This is a genomic window from Neoaquamicrobium sediminum (assembly GCF_013240295.1).
Classification (GTDB): domain Bacteria; phylum Pseudomonadota; class Alphaproteobacteria; order Rhizobiales; family Rhizobiaceae; genus Aerobium; species Aerobium sediminum.
This window is the reverse complement of the sequence record NZ_JABETK010000005.1, coordinates 156,819-175,620: the sequence shown is the minus strand read 5'-3', so window position 1 is coordinate 175,620 and position 18,802 is coordinate 156,819. Positions and strand designations below refer to the sequence as shown.

Here is an 18,802-nt window from a genome sequence, read left to right as displayed (position 1 = left end):
GAACGATTGCCAGGGAGGAGCATCATGCTGCCGGAGGTGGCCCGCGCCGGGCGGGCAGATGTCTATTCGATGTTTCGCACGAGAGCGCGCGAGCAACAAGATGCGCTTGCGCTCGAGAACGGAGAGATAAGACACAGCTACGGCACCCTTCTGGGCCGTGTGGACCGTCTCGCTGCGGTGCTTCTGGCGCGGGGGTAAAGACCGGGGACCGGCTGGTGATCCTGTCGCACAATCGCGCCGAGTACCTTGAACTGCAACTGGCCGCCGCCGGGATCGGGGCGATCGTCGCCTGTTTGAACTGGAGGCTGGCCGCGCCGGAGCTCAAGCACTGTATCGACCTGGTTGAACCGGTTCTGGCCGTGGTCGAGCCAGAGTTGCGCGCGGCCTTGGACGCGGTCTCGCACCTGCCGGTTCTGGAAATCGGCCCCGACTGGGAGGCCGCACTGGCTGGTACAGAGCCCGATCCGCGCATCGACGCGCTGGTGAATGACGTGGAGGCGGGGCTGACCATCCTCTACACCTCCGGCACCACGGGGCTGCCCAAGGGCGCACTCGTCAGTCATCGCGCCCATATCGCACGTTCCATGGTTTTTGCGGCGCAGCTCGCGCTCCAGCCTGATGACGCCTTCATCGCCTGGGCGCCGATGTTCCATATGGCGTCGACCGACCATGCGCTCGCCACGATCTTGCGCGGTGGCCCCGTGGTGATGGTCGATGGGCTGCAGCCGGCGGTCATCAATGAGGCGCTGAGCCGCCATAAGGTCGGCTGGTTCATAATGATGCCCGGTGCGATCGAGGCCTTCATCGCAGAACGTCGCGCCAATCCTCTGCCGATCAGGGGCGTCAGGATCTGCGGCGCCATGGCCGATCTGGTGCCGCCGCATCAGATTGCAGAACTCACGTCGCTGATCGGCGCGCCCTATCTCAACTCCTTCGGCGCGACCGAAACGGGGCTGCCGCCGGCCACGGCCGAGCTGATCCCGGTGGGCGTCGCGCCGAAACGTCTGTCGAAGCGCGCCAGCGCCTTCTGCGAGGTGCGGCTGGTCGATCCGGAGGGGCGCGAGGTGGCGGACGGAACGCCCGGAGAAATGGCCGTGCGCGGCCCCACGCTGTTTTCCGGGTACTGGAATGCCGACGAGACCAACGCCCGCGACTTTCGCGGTGGCTTTTTTCATATGGGCGATGTCTTCCGCCGCAATGCGGACGGCACCATCGACTTCGTGGACCGCGCCAAGTATCTCATCAAGTCGGGTGGGGAAAACGTCTATCCAGCCGAGATCGAGCGGGTGCTGCTGGCGCATCCGCAGGTGATCGATGCCGCCGTCGTAAAGGCCGGGGACCTGCGCTGGGGCGAACGCCCGGTGGCCTTCGTGGCACGGCACGTCGACGGCCCCGATGCCGACGAGCTGATGCGGCTTTGCGGCGATCAACTGGCCGGCTATAAGCGGCCGCGCGAGATCCGCTTCATCGCTTCCGAAGACTTCCCGCGCTCGACCAGCGGCAAGATCCAGCGCCACGTCCTGGAGACCTGGATCGAGCGCGAGGCCAACTGAGGCCTGCCTCGACTGCGCCTATCCGCTGACACCCGTCCGTCCGAACAGCGCCATCAGCGTACCGGTCATCGTGGCAGCCAGCTTATCGGTCCTGCGCTTCAGCGCATATGCGTATCCTCCGGATGCCGTCTTTGCCCCAGCCGCTCACCTATCCAAGCGCAAAGAAGGCAAGTCCACAGGTCGGACGACAGTAAAGAGAGGGCAGTTGAATCGAATTCTAACGTCTGTTAGATTGTTCAATGGGGTTTGCTGAAGCCCTGCACAAACGACAGGGTCGACGGGAGGAAGATCGTTGATCGGTAGCGAACGGACCTGTGGCCGGTGTGATGACTCACGTTCCCTGCGCCCGCCGCCGGGAATGCGTGACGGCATCGCGTGCTCATGACCGCCGCGCGAAAAGAGCGACAGGCACCGCCGCTTGCCGTCCGCAGCGCCACCCTTCGGTTCGGCGGAGTGACGGCGCTGGATGACGTCTCTATCGAGGTGCGCGAGGACGAGCTTCTGGCGATCATCGGCCCCAATGGTGCAGGAAAGACATCGTTTCTGAACGTCACTGCCGGTTTTTACCGCCCCCAGCAGGGGTGCGTCGAACTCATCGGGCAGGATGTGACCGGCCTCCGCGTGGACCAGATCGCCCGCAGAGGCTTGGCACGCACCTTTCAGGGAACGCACCTCTTCGGGGGTTGACCGTGGTCGAGAACATCCTGATTGGCCGCCACACCCTTATGCGTTCGAATGTAGTCCAGGCCTTCTTCCACTACGGGCCGGTGATGCGCGAGGAAACCGAACATCGCGAGGCTGTTGAGGAAATCGTGGACTTTCTTGAGATCGAGGCGATCCGAAACCGGCAGGTGGGCACGCTGGGCTACGGGTTGCGCAAGCGCGTCGATCTGGGCCGCGCCTTGGCGCAAGAGCCCTCCATCCTGCTTTTGGACGAGCCGATGGCCGGAATGAACTCCGAGGAGAAAGAAGATCTCGCGCGCTTCATCCTCGACGTGCGCGAGGCACGGAAGATCCCGGTGGTGCTTGTGGAACACGACATGGGCGTCGTGATGGACCTGGCCGACCGGATCGTAGTGCTGGACTTCGGCCGGGTGATCGCTGAAGGGACGCCGGCTGAAATCCAGAGGGATCCGGCCGTGATCAAAGCCTATCTGGGGTAGAACAGTGGAGCGCACAAGAGCAGCGAAGGTCTTCAGCGATCCTGCGGTGACGCAAAGCCAAACGCTGCCGCAGGTGTTGCTGGCGCGAGCCAAGGCCACGCCGGCTGCCTTGGCCCAGCGGCACAAGCGCCTCGGCATCTGGCGCGAGTTCACCTGGGCCGACGTGCTCCAGCGGGTCCGCGCTTTGGCGCTTGGCCTTGACGATCTGGGATTCGGCTCGGGCGACTCAATGATGGTAATCGGCGAGAACGAACCCGAACATTTCTGGGCCGAGTACGCCGCCCAATCGTTGGGCGGGAAGGTGATCTCGGTCTACCCCGATCAATCCTCCGCCGAGATTCACTATCTGGCGCGGGATTCGGAGACGCGGATTTTCCTCGTGCAGGACCAGGAGCAGGTGGACAAGTGCCTCGAGATCGCCGGGGACCTCGAAGGCATCATCGCCATTGTCTACTGGGACGATGCCGGGCTGTGGACCTACGCACACCCGCTCTTGCGCTCGTATCAGGCGGTGAGCGATGCCGGAGCCCGCCGTCACGACCAGGATCCGAAGTTATTCGAGGCTCGTGTCGCGCGCGGTAGACCCGGCGACATCGCGGTTCTGTCCTATACCTCGGGCACGACCAGCAAGCCGAAAGGCGTTATGATCTCGCAGCGCTATCTTTTCGACAACTCCGCCCGGGTGATGGGCGCGGTCGAAATCGCGCCGGGCACCGAGTACCTCACCTATATTTCCCCGGCTTGGGTTACCGAGCAGATCTTCGGGCTGTCGATCGGGCTGCTTGCACCGATGGTGGTGAACTTCCCCGAGGGGCCGGAAGAGATACTCGACAACATCCGTGAGCTGGCCGTCAATGCGCTGGTCTTCAGCCCGCGTCAGTGGGAGAACCTTGCCTCGATTGTGCAGGCGCGGATGCTTAGCGGGGGCCAATTCGGCGGGCGTTCTACAACTGGGCCATGAGGGTGGGCCGCGACGTCTATGTCGAGCGGCTTGAAGGGCGTCGGCCTTCGCTTGCAGCGCGCCTGCAGCTGCCGCTGGCCGAGGTTCTGGTGCTTTGGCACCTGCGCGACAACCTAGGCCTGAGAAAGGCCAGGAACGCCATGTCTGGGGGGCGCTCATGGCGCCTGACGTCTTCCGCATGTTCCACGCCATGGGCGTGAAGCTGCGCAACGTATACGGGGCAACAGAAGTCGGACTTCTCACAGCGCATATGGGCGAAAGCTATAAGCTGGAGACCAGCGGGCGCTGGATGCAGGTCAATCCTGTCTATGGCGATCCGCTCGAATTTCGCATCGCCGAGGACGGCGAGCTCCATGTGCGGGGCGGCTCGGGGTTCGGCGGCTATTTCCGCAAGCCTGACAAGACCGCTGAGGCCCAGACCAGGGACGGCTGGTACGCGACCGGCGACGCCGTCTCAATGACCGATGATGGAGAGCTCGTGTTCTTCGACCGCGTAAAGGACATGCGGCATCTCTGCAACGGTCACAGCTATCCGCCGCAGTTCATCGAAACCCGTCTGCGCTACAGCCCCTTCATCAAGGACCTGATGATCCTTGGAGACCAGACGCGCCCCTTCGTGGCGGCGTTGATCAATATCGATATGGAGGTACTGAGCCGCTGGGTCGAGGAGAACCAGCTTAGCTTCTCGACCTATACCGACCTGTCGCAGAAACCCGAGATCCTCGAACTGATCAGAGCGGAGGTGGAGCGCATCAACATGCTTCTGCCGGAAGGCTCGCGGGTCCGGCGTTTCGCGAACTTCCCCAAGGAGCTCGATCCCGACGAGGGCGAGCTGACCCGCAGCCGCAAGCTGCGCCGAGCCTTTCTGGAAGAGCGCTACGCCGATCTAGTGGAGGCGATCTACGGCGGGGACCACAGTGTCGATCTCGAAATCGCTGTCACCTATCAAGACGGCCGCCGGGGCGTTCTAAGAGTCCACGTCGCCGTTACCGATGTAGAGGGCGCTCCGCGCACCGCCCGGAAGCAACACGCCGCGTGAAGGAGTTCACGAAACGATGATCTACGTTATCAACGACATCATCACTGGCGCCCTGATCGGGCTGCTCTATGCTCTGGTCGCGATGGGGTTCGTGGTGATCTATCGCGCCAGCAAAGTGTTCAACTTCGCCCAGGGCGAACTGGTGATCCTGGGCGGCTTCATCGTGTGGTACACGACCTTCGAGCTGGGTCTCGACCTCTGGCTGGCGATCCCGCTCTCGCTGCTGCTTTCGGCGCTGGCAGGCTACCTGATCGAGCGGATCTTCCTGACCAAACTGATCGGAGAAAGTGTATTCTCCATGGTCATGGTCACCGTGGGGCTGTTGATATTGCTGCGCGGGATTGTGCTGCTGCTTTTCGGACCCGCGGTGCGGCCCTTCCCGGTGATCTTCCCTCTGAAGCCGCTGTTCCTGGGAGAGATGCTGATTCCGATGAACCTCCTGATCGGCGGTCTCATCACCGTGGTCGCGGCGGTCGGGCTCTCCTGGTTCTTCAATCGGACCCGCGCCGGGCTGCGCATGACGGCGGTGGCCGAGGATCATGTGGTGGCTTCGTCTATGGGGATCTCGGTCAAGGGCTCGATCGCCTTCGCCTGGGTCCTGGGCGCGGTTCTCTCCACGGTGGGTGCGATGATCTTCCTGAGCGGCAAGTCGCTCACTTTCCTTGCCTCCGAGATCGGCTTCGCCGCGCTTCCTGTTGCGCTGTTTGCCGGGCTCGAATCCATCGGCGGACTAATCCTTGCCGGCGTAATCGTGGGCGTGGCACAAAGCTTGGCCACCAACTATCTCGATCCGCTGGTGGGCGGTGCGCTCGGTACTGTCGTGCCCTACCTCATCATGCTGGGCATCCTGCTGATCCGGCCAACCGGACTGTTCGGCTGGCGCACCATCGAGAGGGTCTGAGCGATGGATCCTTCCGGCATCTTCGCCACCAGCTACCGCGCCGACCGGCGGCTGGTCCGCACCCGCTGGCAAGCGCTTTCGCTCATCCTATTCATCGCGGTGCTGCTGGCGGCGCCCTATCTGGTAGGGCCGCGGATCGTCGCCATCCTCAACATCATGTACATCAGCGCCGTGGTCGCCGTGGGGCTTCAGATCTGCACCGGCTATGCCGGTCAGATCAACCTCGGTCAGGCGGCATTCATGGGAGTTGGCGCCTATACGGCTGCGATCCTGGCCGAGAAGACCGGGCTAACCTTCCTTCTGACAATCCCCATCGCCGGTTTCGCAGCGGCTGTCTTCGGCTTCCTCTTCGGGCTGACGGCGGCGCGGATCAAGGGCTTCTACTTGGCGCTCACCACCATCGCTGCACAATTCATCTTCCACTTCGCGGTACTCAATCTGCCCTCGTCCTGGCTTGGGGGATCGAACGGGGTGACCGTGCCGCCGGCCACGCTTTTCGGATTGCGGATCGTGAGCGAAGGCGCGCAGTACTACCTTATGCTGTTCGTTGCCGCGATCATGGTGGCCGGCGCCTTCGGAATCGTCCGCTCGCGCTTCGGGCGTGCCTTCGTGGCGGTCCGCGACGACGACGTGGCCGCCGGCATCATGGGCATCAATGTCGCCGCCACCAAGGCCAACGCCTTCCTGATCGGCGCATTCTACGCCGGGGTGGGCGGCGGGCTCTGGGCCTACCTGATCCGCTTCGTCGGCGTGGATCAGTTCACCCTGTTCAACTCGGTGTTCTTCATAGCGATGATTATTGTTGGCGGCATGGGCTCTGTCGTCGGTGCGCTCATCGGGGTCTTCGTGATCCGCGTGATTCAGGAGATCATCGCAACCGTTGGGCCGAACATTGCCGACAGCGTCACCTTCCTCGGCGGCGACATCGTCTTCGCGGGAATGAACGTGATCCTGGGCGGGGTCATTGCCCTCTTCATGATCCTCGAGCCCAAGGGACTGATGCATCGCTGGACCATCCTGAAGTCGTCTTACCGCATCTGGCCGTTCCCCTATTGACCAGGGCCGGCCCTCAACTGGGAGAAAGAAAATGACAACGTCGTTGAAATCGAGGTGCCGCACTCTTCTTGCGGCGGGCGCAATGGCACTGGCCTGGGCACTGCCGCTGAAGGCGCAGGAGGAAACCCGCTACAACGTGGCGCTCCTGTCGGACTTCTCGGGGCCTTATGCCGACATCATGCCGATCCTCGCGGCGGGGCGCGAGAAGGTGATCGACTGGTGGAACGCCACCCGCGGCGCACAACTGGGTGTGACGCTGAACTACAAGAACTACGAGACCCGCTATGACGCCGCCCAGGTGGCAAGTCTGTGGCCCGGCATCAAGTCCGAACTCGAGCCCATCGCGGTAATCGGCCTCGGCGGCCCCGACGTCGCAGCACTGTCCGAGCGCCTGCCCGAGGACAAGATCCCGATGTTCATGGCCACCGCCGCGTACGGCTATGCGTGGAAACCGGACTCCTGGATTTTCAATCCCCGTCCCACCTACTCACACGAGAGCGCGGGCTTCCTGTACTGGCTGCGCCAGAAGCGGGGCGGTGATGGCCCCATCAAGGCAGCGATTATGGCCTCGGAGGCCTCGCCGGCCTATGTGGACATGGTCAAGGGCCTGGAGAAATACGCCGAAGAGCACCCCGACGAGATCGAACTGGTTGAGGTGATCTATACGGAAGTGCAGCCGACCGATCTGACGGCGCAGATGCGCCGCGTAGCACGCTCGGGCGCCGACGCCTTGATCATCCAGACCAACACTTCGATCGTAGTTGCCGCAAAGCGCGGCCTGCAGGCCAATGGCGCCGATGTGCCGATCATGATGAGTTCGCACAATGGCCTTCCCGCCTCGGGCAAGGCCCTGGGCGGCCTCGAACAGCTTGAAGGCGACTACGAAGCCTACGGCATGGCCATCGCGGCCGACGAGGATACGCCGCCCCGCCAGTTCTACCAGACCCTGTCCGACAGTTACGGCCTGAAGGCACCTTGGAACGTAGTGACTGCCATGGGCATCTCCCAAGGGCTTTTTGCCGTTACGGTGATCGAACATGCGATAGAAGCCAACGGTCCCGAGGGCCTGACCGGCGAGAAGGTGCGCGAGGCGCTTTTCGCAGAACCGATCACTACAGAAGAAACCCACGGTTTCCTTCCCACGCTGTCCTTCACGCCTGAGGCGCCCTTCCCCCTGAAGGGACTTCAGGTCAACGTCGGCAGCGTGCGCGACGGCAAAATCGTGGTCGAGGCCACCGGGGCCGCCATCCCCAACGTCGAGAAGTGGTGAGACCTGCCGGGCACCGCCCGCTCGTGGTGCCCGGCCCTATCCTAAGAACGGGGCAAGCGGCCGATGCTGGAACTTCACAATGTAGAGGTTACCTATTCCGATGTCATCCTTGCGCTGAAGGGCGTTTCTCTCAGCCTTCGGGAAGGGCAGTGCGTCGCGCTCCTTGGCGGCAACGGCGCCGGCAAGAGCACGATCCTCAAGGCAATCTCGGGCACGCTGAAATCCGAAGACGGAAAGGTGTCGGCCGGAGCGATCACCCTCGAGGGCACTCCGATCCATAACCTGGAAGCTTCGGAGGTTGTGCGGCGCGGCCTCATCCACGTGATGGAAGGCCGCCGCGTGCTGCGCCACATGACAGCGGAGCAGAACCTGATTGTCGGGGGACACATGGTGCCTGACCGGGCCGAGCTGAAGCGACGGCTCGATCACGTCTACACGCTGATGCCGCGCCTCGCTAACCTGAAGTCCCGCACGGCGGGCTTCATGTCGGGCGGCGAACAGCAGCTCCTTCTGATCGGCCGCGCGATGATGGCCCGGCCTAAGATCATCGCCATCGATGAGCCTTCGCTCGGCCTCGCTCCGCTGATGATCCACGACGTCTACGAGGTGCTGAGCCGGCTGAAGGAGGAGGGCACGACCTTCTTTTTGGTTGAGCAGAACAGCGCCGCGGGGCTGGGACTGGCCGATTACGCCTATGTGCTGGAGAACGGCCGGGTGGTTCTCGACGGGCGCGCCGACAAGCTGGCCCAGAACGAGGACGTGAAGGAATTCTACCTCGGCGTGACCGCCTCAGGCGAACGCAAGAGTTATCGCCAGGTCAAGCACTACCGCCGGCGCAAGCGCTGGCTCGGATGACGAACAGGGGGAGGCATGAAACACATTCTCGACCTCAAGGGACGGACAGCGCTGGTGACCGGCGGTGGACAAGGCGTGGGGCGCCAGGTCGCCCTCTATCTGGCGCAGTACGGCGCCGGCGCCGTTGTGATCAACGATTTCCACGCCGACCGCGCCGAAGCGGTGGCATCCGAGGTAGCGGCGCTCGGTGCGAAGGCGCTGCCCCTGGCCTTCGACGTCTCCGATTTCGAGGCCGTCGGCGGCGCGTTCGCCAGGGCGCGTGAGGCGCTGGGCGGGGTCGACATCCTGGTGAACAACGCCGGCAATGCAGGCCCGACCTCGCGCCTCGACGATTTGGTTTCTTTCTGGGAATCCGGTCCCGACGAGTGGCGACGCTGGTTGGCCACCAACTTAGACGGCGTGCTCAACTGCACCCGCCACGCCATGCCCGGCATGATCAAGGGCGGTTACGGTCGGATTGTCACCGTGATCTCGGACGCCGGCCGCGTCGGCGAGCCGCACCTGGCTGTCTATTCCGGTGCCAAGGCCGGCGCTGCAGGCTTCATGCGCGCAATCGCCAAAGCCGGCGGCCGCTTCGGGATCACCGCCAACTGCGTTGCCCTCGGCGGCACACGGACCCCCGCGGTGACCGATCTGATCCCCGACGAGGCCGCTGAGAAAAAGGTCCTTTCGCAATACCTGATCCGTCGCCTCGGTGAACCGGAGGATCCGGCGGGCCTGATCCTCTTCCTCTGCTCGGACGCGGCGAGCTGGATCACCGGCCAGACCTATCCGGTCAACGGGGATACTCGTTTGCGGTCTGACCTAGGGAAGGCGGGCCACTATCCGCGGCCCCGCCCCAGAACGCCGTCGGTATCGGCCCCAAGCTCCGGAGCCGGGCTACTCGGGCTGCTCTCGAACCCGTCGAACTTCAGAGGCTGAACCAGATGTGTCTCGCTCCCCCGTCCGGCAGCGCCAGGGTCCGCAGCAGTCCGCGGGCGCGAACATGCGGATCGGCGAGGGTCTCGGTCAGGCTGTTGACCGGGCCCCAGGGCACGCCGGCCTTGTCGAACAGGAGGCCCCACGCGTCGCGCGCCCGGGTGACGATCACTGCGGCGATATCCTCGCGCAGCGCGTCTTTTCGTGCTGCGCGGTCGCGGCCCTTCAGGCCGGCGAGCTTCGGCCTGCCGATCACCTCGCAGAAGGGGCGCCAGAACCAATCCTCATGCGCGATCGAAAGCGTTATGAGCTTGCCGTCGCCGCAGGTGAAGACGCCATAGGCCGGCTCGGCGATGAAGTTGCCCAGGGGAGTGCCGTTGGCCTCGGGTACCAGGAAGGCGGTGAGCATCGAAACCACGGCATCCGACATCGAAACGTCCACGTAGCGCCCCCGCCCCGTCCGCCGGGCCGAGATCGTGGCCGAGAGGACCGCGATGGCCGCGAACAGTGCCGCGCCTATATCGGCCAGGGGAACTCGCGGCACTTCGCTTGGCAGGCCCGCGTTGGCCTGCCCGGCCAGAAGCCCGCCCACGCCCTCGTAGCTCAGATCGTGGCCGGCCCGGTCGCGATAGGGCCCGTCCTGCCCGTATCCCGAGATCGACACGTAGACGAGGCGCGGATTGACCTTGCGCACCTCCTCGAACCCTGCCCCGAGAGCGGCGAGCTTGCCGGGGCGAAACCCCTCAACGATAACGTCCATCTCCGCGGCCAATTCGCGGAACCGCGCCAGCTCTTGGGGTACCTTAAGGTCCAGGGCCACGCTCTTCTTGCCCCGGTTCAGCGCCTTGAACAGCGGCGCGAACTGCCGCGCCGGGTCGCCCATGCCCGGCCGCTCCACCATGATCACCTCGGCGCCCATGTCCGACAGCAGCATCGTGGCATAGGGCCCCGGAAACTGCTCGGCCAGACTCAGGATCCTCAGCCCTTCGAGCGGTGCGTTGCTCATCGCCGCCTCCCATCCGTGTTCCGCCCGCGTGCGGGCCCTCATTCCACCGCGCGCGGCGCCGGAGATCAACCCCAAAAATCACCATTTTTTGCAATGTCTTCAGGAGGTTATGTTGACTGAAGATCGAAAGACCGTGTCGGTCAAACGCGTTGGGCAAACCCAGTGGATCACCTTTCGGCGCAGCGAGCAGATGAACGCGATGTCGATGCAGATGCTCGACGAGATGGCCGGGGCGCTTGTCCAGGCGATGACCGACGACGAGGTGCGCGCGGTGGCGCTCACCGGTTCGGGCCGCGCCTTCTGCGCCGGAGCCGATCTCAAGGAGGTGAGCGAGGCCGAGTTGAAGCCGGGCGAGCCGGATCTGCTCGATCGCGTGGATCACGCTTTCGGACTCATCCGCAGCGGCCCCAAGCCGGTGATCGCCGCGGTTAACGGCCTGACCCTGGCGGGCGGCCTGGAAATGGTGATGGCCTGCGATCTGGTGTTCGCAGCCGAAAGCGCGAAACTCGGCGACGCCCATTCCAACTTCGGCGTCTTCCCCGGAGCCGGCGGCGCCGCCATTCTGCCGCGCCGGATCGGGCTCAACCGCGCCAAGTACCTCTTGTTCTCGGGCGAACACGTCTCGGCCCGCGAGATGATGGACTGGGGGCTTGTGAACAAGGTCGTGCCCGATGACGAGCTACGCGACACGGTGCAGGCCTTCACTGACAAACTTGCCGAGAAGAGCCCCGCCGTGCTGCGGCGGATGAAGGCCGTGGCGAACCGGGCGATGAACGTGGACGAGCCCGCCGCCCTGGCCGAGGAAATGCTGAACCTGCGTGCGCACATGCGCTCGTGGGACATCCGGGAAGGGCTCGCGGCCTTTGCCGAGAAACGCAAACCGCAATTCAGGGGCTACTGAGCCCGGAGGGAAGTACGATGCAGGATATTTACGTGGTTGGCGTCGGGATGACGCCGTTCGGAAAGTTCCGCGACAAGTCGGTCAAGGACATGACGTGCGAAGCCGTCAATGCGGCGCTCGAAGATGCCGGGCTCGCGGCCAACCGGATCGAGGGCGCCTTCTTCTCCAACGCCGTCCAAGGCCACATGGAACGCCAGCACATGATCCGCGGCGAGATCGCGCTACGCGAGATGGGTATCCAGGGTATCCCGGTCGTCAACGTCGAGAATGCCTGTGCCAGCGCCTCGACCGCGTTCAAGCTGGCGATCGACTTCCTCAAGGCGGCCAATGGCGATTGCTGCCTCGCGGTCGGCGCCGAGAAGATGTATTCCGACGACCGGGCGCTGATGTTCTCGGCCTTCGACAGCGGCTGGGATGTTAGCAACGGCGAAGAGGTCGCGCAGCGCCTGGCCGATCTGGGCGCTGGGGTCGAGGAACCCGAAGGCTCGAAATCGCCCAAGCCTTACAGCGTGTTCATGGATGTCTATGCCGGCTTCGCGCGGCTGCACATGAAGACCTTCGGCACAACGCAGGAACAATTCGCCGCCGTCGCCGCAAAGAACCATGCGCATTCCGCGCATAACCCGCTGGCCCAGTACCGTGATTCAATGAGCATTGAACAGGTTCTGGCCGCGCCGCCCATTTCCTACCCGCTGACCCTGCCGATGTGCGCCCCGATCTCCGATGGCGCGGCGGCAGCCCTGCTGTGCACCGGCGAGGGACTCAAGCGGCTGGGTCTCGATCCAGCGCGTGCGATCAAGGTCAAGGCGGCGATCCTGCGGTCCGGCACCGACCGTCCGCCCGAGGACTTCAAGAACCACCTGACCCGCCTTGCCGCGCTTCAGGCCTATGAACAGGCCGGACTTGGCCCGGAGGACATGTCCGTTGCCGAGGTGCATGACGCAACCGCCGTGGGCGAAGTTATCCAGATCGAGAACCTCGGGTTTGTCGAATTCGGAGAGGGTGGCCCGGCCAGCCTGCGCGGCGAGACGAAGATCGGCGGGCGCATCCCGGTGAACCCCTCGGGCGGGCTCGAATCCAAGGGCCACCCGGTCGGGGCCACCGGGATCGGGCAGATTTTCGAACTGGTCACGCAGCTGCGCGGGGAGGCCGGCGCGCGTCAGGTCGAGGGCGCGCAGAACGCAATCGCCGAAAACGGTGGCGGATTGCACGGAGTCGAGGAAGCCACCGCCTGCGTCACCATTTTGGGCCGCTAACACAGGTAGACAACAATGGAAAACGTGATCGCCGCCGCTCAGGCAATCTATACCGACGACCAGCGCATGTTGCTGGAGAACTTCCGCAAGATGGCCGAGGCCGAATTCGCCCCGCTGACGGAGAAATACGAAGCTCTGGGCCATCCGCCGGACGCGGACACGCTGAAAGGCTTGTTCGCCAAGGTCGAGGAGTTCGGACTGATCAGCGGCTTGATCCCCGAGGAAGATGGCGGCGCAGGCATGGACCGGATGAGCTACGGTATTCTGTATGAGGAACTGGCGCGCATCTGGCCCGACCTGGCGATCGCCGTTCTGATCCAGGGCCATGCCGCCTTCGCCCTCAGCCTTCTGGGCAGCCCCGAGCAGAAGGAGATTTATCTAAAGCCGCTTCTGCGCAGCGAGCGCATCGCCTGCACCTGCATCTCCGAGCCAGAGGTGGGCTCAAACGTACGCGAGGTGAAGTGTCGGGGCACGCGCGAGGGCGAAAAAATCTTCATCAGTGGTCAAAAGTTGTGGATCTCGAACGGTGCACAGTCGGATTTCGCCATCGTGGTCTGCAATCTGGACGGCGGTATATCGATGGTGATCGTTGACCGCGACGCCGGCAAGTACGAAAGCCGCGAACTGCGCAAGCTGGGCCTGGTGGGCGCCTCGACTTGCGAACTCTTCTTCGACCGCGCCGAAACCACTTCGGACCACGTGCTGGGCCAGCCGGGCAGTGGGCTCTTCCAAACACTGAAGTTGTTCGAGAGCGCGCGAGTCTTCGTAGGCCTCACCAGCATCGGGATCGGCCAGGCGGCTCTGGAATGCGCGGTGACCTATGCGAAGGACCGCCACCAGCACGGCAAGCCGATCGCCGGGCATCAGTTGATCCAGGGCTACCTGGCCGACATGGCCACCCAGCTCGACGCTGCTCGGCTTCTCTGCCAGCGCGGGTTGAAGCTTCTTGATCTTGGCGTCCGCTGCGACACTCAGACCTCGATGGCAAAGTGGTACGCCACAGAGATGTCTGTTGAGATCACCGGGAAGGCGGTGCAAATCCACGGCGGTAATGGGATCACCAAGGAATTCCCGGTAGAACGGCACTTCCGCAATGCCAAGGTGATGCCGATCCCCGATGGCACCACGGAAATCCAGAAGCTGGTGATCGGACGCAACCTCACCGGCGTCGGTGCGTTCTGATCCGGTGCCTGACAGGGGGCTGCAGCTGCCCCTCAAGCGTCATCCCAGCGGCGGTCATGAGACCGGCAAATCTCTGGGGTCAGGCGGGCGCTCGGATTGATTATCGGAGCCGACGGTCGGTTTACGCTGCCGAAAAATGCGGTGCCGTAGCGGATTGCGAAGTCCGCATCGATGTTCGCCTCTCGGCGAGACTGTTGGCGGCCCGGAGCCCAGCCGAATAGCGCTTTCGGGTATCGACTATCGCACTGCGGTTTGAGCGGATAAAATCCGGGGTTTCAATCCGAGGCTATGTAGCCGTAAGTCGAGAACTCGGCCACTCCAGGCGGGTCCTCATAAGAGCCTCTCGCCGTGGACGGCGAGAACGTCTATCCGGCCGAGATCGAGCGGGTGCTGCTGGCGAATCCGCAGGTGATCGATGCCGCCGTCGTAAAGGCCGGGGACCTGCGCTGGGGCGAACGCCCGGTGGCCTCCGTGGCACGGGCACGTCGGCAGCCCTGACGCCGACGAGCTGAAGCGGCTTTGCCGCGATCAACTGGCCGGCTAAAAACGGCCGCGCGAGATCCGCTTCATCGCTTGCGAAGACTTCCCGCGCTCGACCAGCGGCAAGATCCAGCGCCACGTCCTGGAGACCTGGATCGAGCGCGAGGCCAGCTGAGGCCTGCCTCGACTGCGCCTATCCGCTGACACCCGTCCGTCCGAACAGCGCCATCACCGTACCGGTCATCGTGGCGACCAGCTTCTCCGCCCCGCCCTTCAGCGCATGGGCGCGCGCCTCGCAGATGGTGAGGGTGCGACCCGGTTTGACCACCTCGGCCTGGAAGCGGAAGCACTCGCCGTCGGCTGGGTTGAGGAGGTTGATTTTGAACTCCACGGTCAGCACCGCCGCTTCGGCCGGCATCAGCGAGAAGGCGGCGTAGCCGCAAGCGCTGTCGAGCGCTGTCGAGACGATGCCGGCGTGAACGAAGCCGTGCTGCTGGGTCAGCGCGTCGTTGTGCGCCATCTCCAGAACGATGCGTCCGGGCGACAGGTCGGCAATGGTGATGCCCAGCGTGTGCATCACCTTCTGGCGTCCGAAACTGTCGCGCACGCGTGCGTCGAATTCGGGGTTCTTCGGCTCGAAACCGGGCATGGCCTGTCTGCTCCTCGTCAGGGATCGATGAGCAGTCTTAGGCGGGTTTCGAGTCCCTGATCTTGGAAGAAACGGCCAGAGGGCCGCGCGCGGGCAAGGCGGCGGAGCACGCCCGGTGGGGCGTCGGCGAAGGCGCGGCAGACGGCCGACATGTGCGACTGGTCGTAGTACCCTGCATCGAGCGCCAGTTCGCTTAACGCCTGATCGCGCGCCGCAAGCCCGTCCAGCAGGGTCCGGAAACGCCGGGTGGCAGCGAGCCGCCGCCGCGACATGCCGGTGGCCGCGCGGACGCGACGCCGTTCACTTCGCGCGCTGGCGGGGGCGGAGTGGCAGCCGGAGAAGGTCAGGTCGCAGGCGAGCTGGTCGAGTGCCGCAACAAGCGGCGCCCAGGCCTCACCGTTCCCCGCCACTGCCAGAAGAGCAAGGGTCAGCGCGTCCAGATTCCCTTCGGAGGGGAGAAGGTGGGGCGCGGCGTCGAGGCGCATTCCGGCGATCGCGCCCTCGAAGGGCGCGCGGCGCGGGCTGAAGGCGGGGCGGGGCGGTTCGAGGTCGAGGCGCGGGCGGGGGCCGCGATCGGCTCCGCCGCGCAGCGTCAGGGAAAGCGTAAAGAGATCGGTGGCGAAGCGGCCGGTGCCGGGACCCGACAAGAGGCCGCAATCGCAGTAGACGAAGAAATGGTCGATCTGGGCGGGGGCCCCGGCCGGCGGCGCGAGCTCGAGATAAAGCGGCGCGGGCGCCGCCTTATCCGACGTAGGCATGCCTGTTCCCGGCCACAAAGTCGCGGAAGCGGCGCGCCGGGCGGCCGAGCACCTCGCTGACCGTGGTCTCAATGCCGGCGAGATAGCCCTTGGCTGCGAGCGAGGCCAACTCCACCATGGCGGCGGCGACGTCGGGGTGCATGCCGTTCGCAATCATCTGCGCCTTGGCCTGATTCGGCGGCAAGGAGGCGCATGTCACCGCGCGGCCTGTCGCCTCGCTGAGGAGAGAGGCGATCTCCTCGCCGGTCAACGCCTCCGCGCCCGTCAGGCCATAGGCCTTGCCAGCATGGCCCGCGCCAAGCAGCGCCTCGACCGCCACATCGGCGATGTCACGGGCGTCGACCCACGCCACCGGCCCACCCAGATCGTCATAATAGACGCCATCGGAGACGATGTTTTCAGCCTGCCACAGAAGGTTTTGCATGAAATAGGTGGGCTGAACCAAGGTCCAGTCCATGCCGCTGTCCTTCAGCAGTTCCTGGCTTTCGGAATGCCACATCCCGAAGGTCAGCCGCGCCCTGGGCGAAGCACCGAGTCCGGTGGACATGACCACATGGCGCACGCCCGCCGCCTTGGCCGCGACGATGGCATTGGCCTTCCAGCGGCGCATGTCCTGATGCGGCGGCGTCACGAGATAGGCCTTCTCCGCTCCTTGGCAGGCGCGTTCCAAAGCGTCGCGGTCGCCGAAATCCGCCACGGCGGCATCGCAACCCTTCGCCACCAGCGCCGTGGCCTTCGCAGGCTGGCCGGTGACGGCACGCAGCCTCGCGCCCCTGGTGAGAAGCGCTTCCACCAGTGGCGCGCCGGTGGTGCCCGTGGCTCCGAAGACCGTGATCATGGCTTGTCCTTTCTCAGGGCCGCGATGGCCTCCATCGTTTCGGGATTGCTGATCGAGGAGAGGTCGCCCGGATCCTCGTCCAGGAAGGCGGCGCGCACGATCCGGCGCATCGTCTTCATGCTGCGGGTCTTGGGCAGCGCCTCGACGAAATGGATCTCGCTCGGGCGGAAGGGCCTCGAAACCACCTCGCCGACGCGGTCCTTGAGCTGCTCGACGAGCCTGTCATCGGGCGTCACACCGGGCGCCGTGACGCAGATGCAAATCACCGTTGTACCCTTTATGGGGTCGGGGACGGGTATCGCCGCTGCATCTACAACTTTCCCCGTTTCGGTCAGCGCCGCCTCGATCTCCGGTGGCCCGATGCGCTTGCCGGCAATGTTCAGCGTGTCATCGGAACGGCCGAGGATAAACCAGGTGCCGTCCGGATCGCGCCGCGCCCAGTCGCCATGGCGCCAGATGCCGGGAAACGTGGACCAGTAGGTGTCGAGATAGCGCTTTTTGTCGCCCCAGATCGTCGGCGTCAGCCCCATCGGCGGCCGGGTGACGACCAATTCGCCGACCTCGCCCGGCGCAGCCTCGCTGCCGTCCACGCGCAGCACCTTGGCACCGACGCCCAGCGCCTGACCCGAAAAGCCACCCGGCTTCACCTCGTGCAGTACGGTCGAGGAAAGAATTGCGCCGAAGAGCTCGGTTCCACCCGAAATGTTGAGCGGTACCGCGTGGTGCCGGCAGATATGCTCCAGGTGCCAAAGCCAGGCATCTTCGGTCCAGGGCTCTCCGGTCGAGGCGACGATACGCAGTGCGGAAAGATCGTACCCCCGCAGCGGCGCGGGATCCTGCGTCATGAATTGCCGCACCAGCGTTGGGGCAACGCCCATATGAGTAACTTTGTTCTCGGCGGCCAGCCGCAGTAGGCGGAAGGGATCGCCCGGCATCGAGGGCGCTCCTTCGGCGAGCACCAACGTGGCGCCCGCAAGCAGCACCGAAATCAGCGTGAGGGGCCCCATCACCCAACCCATGTCCGTCATCCAAAGATGCCGATCATCGGGCTTTAGATCGAGACACAGCAGAAAATCGGCCGTGGCCTTGGCCTGTACGCCCAAATGCGTGTGAACCACCCCCTTGGGCTTGCCGGTGGTGCCCGAGGTGTAGGCGATGAGCAGCGGTGCGTCGGTCTCCACCGGATGCGCCGGCCGCGTCGCGTCGGCCTTAGCGACGGTTTCCTGCCAGTCGAGATCGCGGGCCGGATCGGCCACTGGGCCGCCGAAGCGCCGCAGGCTGAACACGGTATGCACCGAGGGCACCTCCGCCAGTGCCTCGGCCAGGGTGGCTTCCATCCAGACCGGCTTGCCCCGCCGGGGCGTCGCATCCGCAGTCAGCACGGCAACGGCACGGGCGTCGTTCAGGCGGGTGACGATGGCATGCGGCGCAAACCCCGAAAATAGCGGGACCGCTACGGCGCCCAGCCGCGCGATGCCCAGAAGCGCGGCCTCGATTTCGGGGATCATCGGCATGTAGATGCCGACGCCCTGGCTGGGCCTCACTCCACGCGCCGAGAGGGCGGAGGCAACGCGCGCGGCTTCCTCGGCAAGCCGGGAATAGCTCCATTGCTGGCGGCTGCCGTCTTCGCCCACCCAGTCGATCGCTGTCTTATCGCCGAGCCCCTTCTCGATGTGCGCGTCGAGACAGGTTTCGGTGAGATTCAGTGCGCCGCCGATTCCCCAGCGGATGTTCTCCGGTCCGTCGCCGATCTCGCGCAGACGGTCGTACGGGCGGGCGAATCGAATGCGGGTGAGGTCGAGAATCTGCGTCCAGAACCAATCCGGGTCACTGTCTGCGCGTTCGACCAATTCCTCGTAGTTCGCAACGCCACAACGGTCCATGAATGCCGCGAGCGTACTTGTTTCCTTGATGGTTTGGTCGGCCTCGAACATTACGGATCTTCTGACCTAAAAAGGGGCCGCACTGAATGCGGCCAGGTGGGGAGGAAACCTTGACATCGTTTGGAACCGGAAA

Annotated in this window: 19 protein-coding genes and 1 pseudogene; 15 read left to right on the top strand and 5 right to left on the bottom strand. The window is 64.5% G+C overall.

Translation table 11 applies throughout. The annotated features are described in order from the left end of the window. Window positions 1-24 precede the first annotated feature (24 nt). From HK436_RS30805 to HK436_RS28465, 11 genes and pseudogenes are all read left to right on the top strand, one after another. Window positions 25-198 (top strand): hypothetical protein, encoded by a 174-nt coding sequence (locus tag HK436_RS30805; protein WP_206680640.1) that lies wholly within the window; start codon window positions 25-27, stop codon window positions 196-198. Between the two features lie 17 nt (window positions 199-215). Beyond that, window positions 216-1,553 (top strand): class I adenylate-forming enzyme family protein, encoded by a 1,338-nt coding sequence (locus tag HK436_RS28500; protein ID WP_206680639.1) that lies wholly within the window; start codon window positions 216-218, stop codon window positions 1,551-1,553. Between the two features lie 381 nt (window positions 1,554-1,934). Continuing rightward, window positions 1,935-2,440: pseudogene (locus HK436_RS33900) on the top strand (ABC transporter ATP-binding protein); the annotation flags it as partial. A gap of 54 nt (window positions 2,441-2,494) precedes the next feature. Beyond that, complete coding sequence (locus tag HK436_RS33895; RefSeq protein ID WP_376769228.1) at window positions 2,495-2,716, top strand: ABC transporter ATP-binding protein C-terminal domain-containing protein; 222 nt, start codon at window positions 2,495-2,497, stop codon at window positions 2,714-2,716. 46 nt (window positions 2,717-2,762) lie between these two features. Further along, window positions 2,763-3,677, top strand: a complete 915-nt coding sequence (locus HK436_RS30800) for an AMP-binding protein (protein ID WP_206680638.1) — start codon at window positions 2,763-2,765, stop codon at window positions 3,675-3,677. Window positions 3,678-3,834: 157 nt separating this feature from the next. Further along, a complete protein-coding gene (locus tag HK436_RS30795; protein ID WP_206680637.1) occupies window positions 3,835-4,716 on the top strand; it encodes an AMP-binding protein in 882 nt (293 codons plus the stop codon). 16 nt (window positions 4,717-4,732) lie between these two features. Then, complete coding sequence (locus HK436_RS28485) at window positions 4,733-5,617, top strand: branched-chain amino acid ABC transporter permease (RefSeq protein ID WP_173194967.1); 885 nt, start codon at window positions 4,733-4,735, stop codon at window positions 5,615-5,617. Between the two features lie 3 nt (window positions 5,618-5,620). Further along, the gene (locus HK436_RS28480; RefSeq protein WP_173194966.1) at window positions 5,621-6,673 is read left to right on the top strand and encodes a branched-chain amino acid ABC transporter permease; all 1,053 of its coding nucleotides are present in this window, start codon (window positions 5,621-5,623) and stop codon (window positions 6,671-6,673) included. A gap of 82 nt (window positions 6,674-6,755) precedes the next feature. Next, on the top strand, window positions 6,756-7,943 hold the full coding sequence (locus tag HK436_RS28475) for an ABC transporter substrate-binding protein (RefSeq protein ID WP_173195037.1): 1,188 nt from the start codon (window positions 6,756-6,758) through the stop codon (window positions 7,941-7,943). Between the two features lie 63 nt (window positions 7,944-8,006). Beyond that, complete coding sequence (locus tag HK436_RS28470) at window positions 8,007-8,798, top strand: ABC transporter ATP-binding protein (RefSeq protein ID WP_173194965.1); 792 nt, start codon at window positions 8,007-8,009, stop codon at window positions 8,796-8,798. Between the two features lie 15 nt (window positions 8,799-8,813). Next, window positions 8,814-9,719 (top strand): SDR family NAD(P)-dependent oxidoreductase, encoded by a 906-nt coding sequence (locus HK436_RS28465; RefSeq protein WP_173194964.1) that lies wholly within the window; start codon window positions 8,814-8,816, stop codon window positions 9,717-9,719. Here the strand turns inward: HK436_RS28465 and HK436_RS28460 are convergent. Further along, on the bottom strand, window positions 9,709-10,722 hold the full coding sequence (locus HK436_RS28460) for a CaiB/BaiF CoA transferase family protein (RefSeq protein ID WP_206680636.1): 1,014 nt from the start codon (window positions 10,720-10,722) through the stop codon (window positions 9,709-9,711). The two genes, HK436_RS28465 and HK436_RS28460, sit on opposite strands and share 11 nt — an antisense overlap. Here HK436_RS28460 and HK436_RS28455 point away from each other — a divergent pair. The 4 genes from HK436_RS28455 (at window position 10,715) to HK436_RS30790 (ending at window position 14,559) form a co-directional block, all read left to right on the top strand. Continuing rightward, complete coding sequence (locus HK436_RS28455; RefSeq protein WP_206680635.1) at window positions 10,715-11,623, top strand: enoyl-CoA hydratase/isomerase family protein; 909 nt, start codon at window positions 10,715-10,717, stop codon at window positions 11,621-11,623. The two genes, HK436_RS28460 and HK436_RS28455, sit on opposite strands and share 8 nt — an antisense overlap. A 17-nt stretch (window positions 11,624-11,640) precedes the next feature. Next, on the top strand, window positions 11,641-12,879 hold the full coding sequence (locus HK436_RS28450; RefSeq protein ID WP_173194963.1) for a thiolase family protein: 1,239 nt from the start codon (window positions 11,641-11,643) through the stop codon (window positions 12,877-12,879). 15 nt (window positions 12,880-12,894) lie between these two features. Further along, on the top strand, window positions 12,895-14,061 hold the full coding sequence (locus tag HK436_RS28445; RefSeq protein WP_173194962.1) for an acyl-CoA dehydrogenase family protein: 1,167 nt from the start codon (window positions 12,895-12,897) through the stop codon (window positions 14,059-14,061). A 348-nt stretch (window positions 14,062-14,409) separates the two neighbouring features. Beyond that, window positions 14,410-14,559 carry an AMP-binding enzyme gene (locus HK436_RS30790; protein WP_206680634.1) on the top strand — a complete coding sequence of 50 codons (150 nt, stop codon included), beginning with the start codon at window positions 14,410-14,412 and terminating at the stop codon, window positions 14,557-14,559. 175 nt (window positions 14,560-14,734) lie between these two features. Here HK436_RS30790 and HK436_RS28435 read toward each other — a convergent pair whose 3' ends face one another. The 4 genes from HK436_RS28435 to HK436_RS28420 are packed head-to-tail and all read right to left on the bottom strand — an operon-like array spanning window position 14,735 to window position 18,720. Further along, window positions 14,735-15,190, bottom strand: a complete 456-nt coding sequence (locus HK436_RS28435; protein WP_173194961.1) for a PaaI family thioesterase — start codon at window positions 15,188-15,190, stop codon at window positions 14,735-14,737. A 17-nt stretch (window positions 15,191-15,207) separates the two neighbouring features. Beyond that, window positions 15,208-15,948 (bottom strand): helix-turn-helix domain-containing protein, encoded by a 741-nt coding sequence (locus tag HK436_RS28430; protein WP_173194960.1) that lies wholly within the window; start codon window positions 15,946-15,948, stop codon window positions 15,208-15,210. Then, window positions 15,932-16,786 (bottom strand): SDR family oxidoreductase, encoded by an 855-nt coding sequence (locus HK436_RS28425; protein WP_173194959.1) that lies wholly within the window; start codon window positions 16,784-16,786, stop codon window positions 15,932-15,934. The genes HK436_RS28430 and HK436_RS28425 overlap by 17 nt, the downstream gene beginning before the upstream one ends. After that, complete coding sequence (locus HK436_RS28420) at window positions 16,783-18,720, bottom strand: AMP-binding protein (RefSeq protein ID WP_173194958.1); 1,938 nt, start codon at window positions 18,718-18,720, stop codon at window positions 16,783-16,785. Before HK436_RS28420 ends, HK436_RS28425 begins: the two co-directional genes overlap by 4 nt. Between the last annotated feature and the right edge of the window lie 82 nt (window positions 18,721-18,802).

Bases quoted from the DNA above. Each gene is read 5' to 3' on its own strand.
- HK436_RS30805 (WP_206680640.1), top strand. From the start codon at position 25: ATGCTGCCGGAGGTGGCCCGCGCCGGGCGGGCAGATGTCTATTCGATG.
- HK436_RS33895 (WP_376769228.1), top strand. From the start codon at position 2,495: ATGGCCGGAATGAACTCCGAGGAGAAAGAAGATCTCGCGCGCTTCATC.
- HK436_RS30795 (WP_206680637.1), top strand. From the start codon at position 3,835: ATGGCGCCTGACGTCTTCCGCATGTTCCACGCCATGGGCGTGAAGCTG.
- HK436_RS28485 (WP_173194967.1), top strand. From the start codon at position 4,733: ATGATCTACGTTATCAACGACATCATCACTGGCGCCCTGATCGGGCTG.
- HK436_RS28480 (WP_173194966.1), top strand. From the start codon at position 5,621: ATGGATCCTTCCGGCATCTTCGCCACCAGCTACCGCGCCGACCGGCGG.
- HK436_RS28475 (WP_173195037.1), top strand. From the start codon at position 6,756: ATGGCACTGGCCTGGGCACTGCCGCTGAAGGCGCAGGAGGAAACCCGC.
- HK436_RS28470 (WP_173194965.1), top strand. From the start codon at position 8,007: ATGCTGGAACTTCACAATGTAGAGGTTACCTATTCCGATGTCATCCTT.
- HK436_RS28465 (WP_173194964.1), top strand. From the start codon at position 8,814: ATGAAACACATTCTCGACCTCAAGGGACGGACAGCGCTGGTGACCGGC.
- HK436_RS28460 (WP_206680636.1), bottom strand. From the start codon at position 10,722: ATGAGCAACGCACCGCTCGAAGGGCTGAGGATCCTGAGTCTGGCCGAG.
- HK436_RS28450 (WP_173194963.1), top strand. From the start codon at position 11,641: ATGCAGGATATTTACGTGGTTGGCGTCGGGATGACGCCGTTCGGAAAG.
- HK436_RS28445 (WP_173194962.1), top strand. From the start codon at position 12,895: ATGGAAAACGTGATCGCCGCCGCTCAGGCAATCTATACCGACGACCAG.
- HK436_RS28435 (WP_173194961.1), bottom strand. From the start codon at position 15,190: ATGCCCGGTTTCGAGCCGAAGAACCCCGAATTCGACGCACGCGTGCGC.
- HK436_RS28430 (WP_173194960.1), bottom strand. From the start codon at position 15,948: ATGCCTACGTCGGATAAGGCGGCGCCCGCGCCGCTTTATCTCGAGCTC.
- HK436_RS28425 (WP_173194959.1), bottom strand. From the start codon at position 16,786: ATGATCACGGTCTTCGGAGCCACGGGCACCACCGGCGCGCCACTGGTG.
- HK436_RS28420 (WP_173194958.1), bottom strand. From the start codon at position 18,720: ATGTTCGAGGCCGACCAAACCATCAAGGAAACAAGTACGCTCGCGGCA.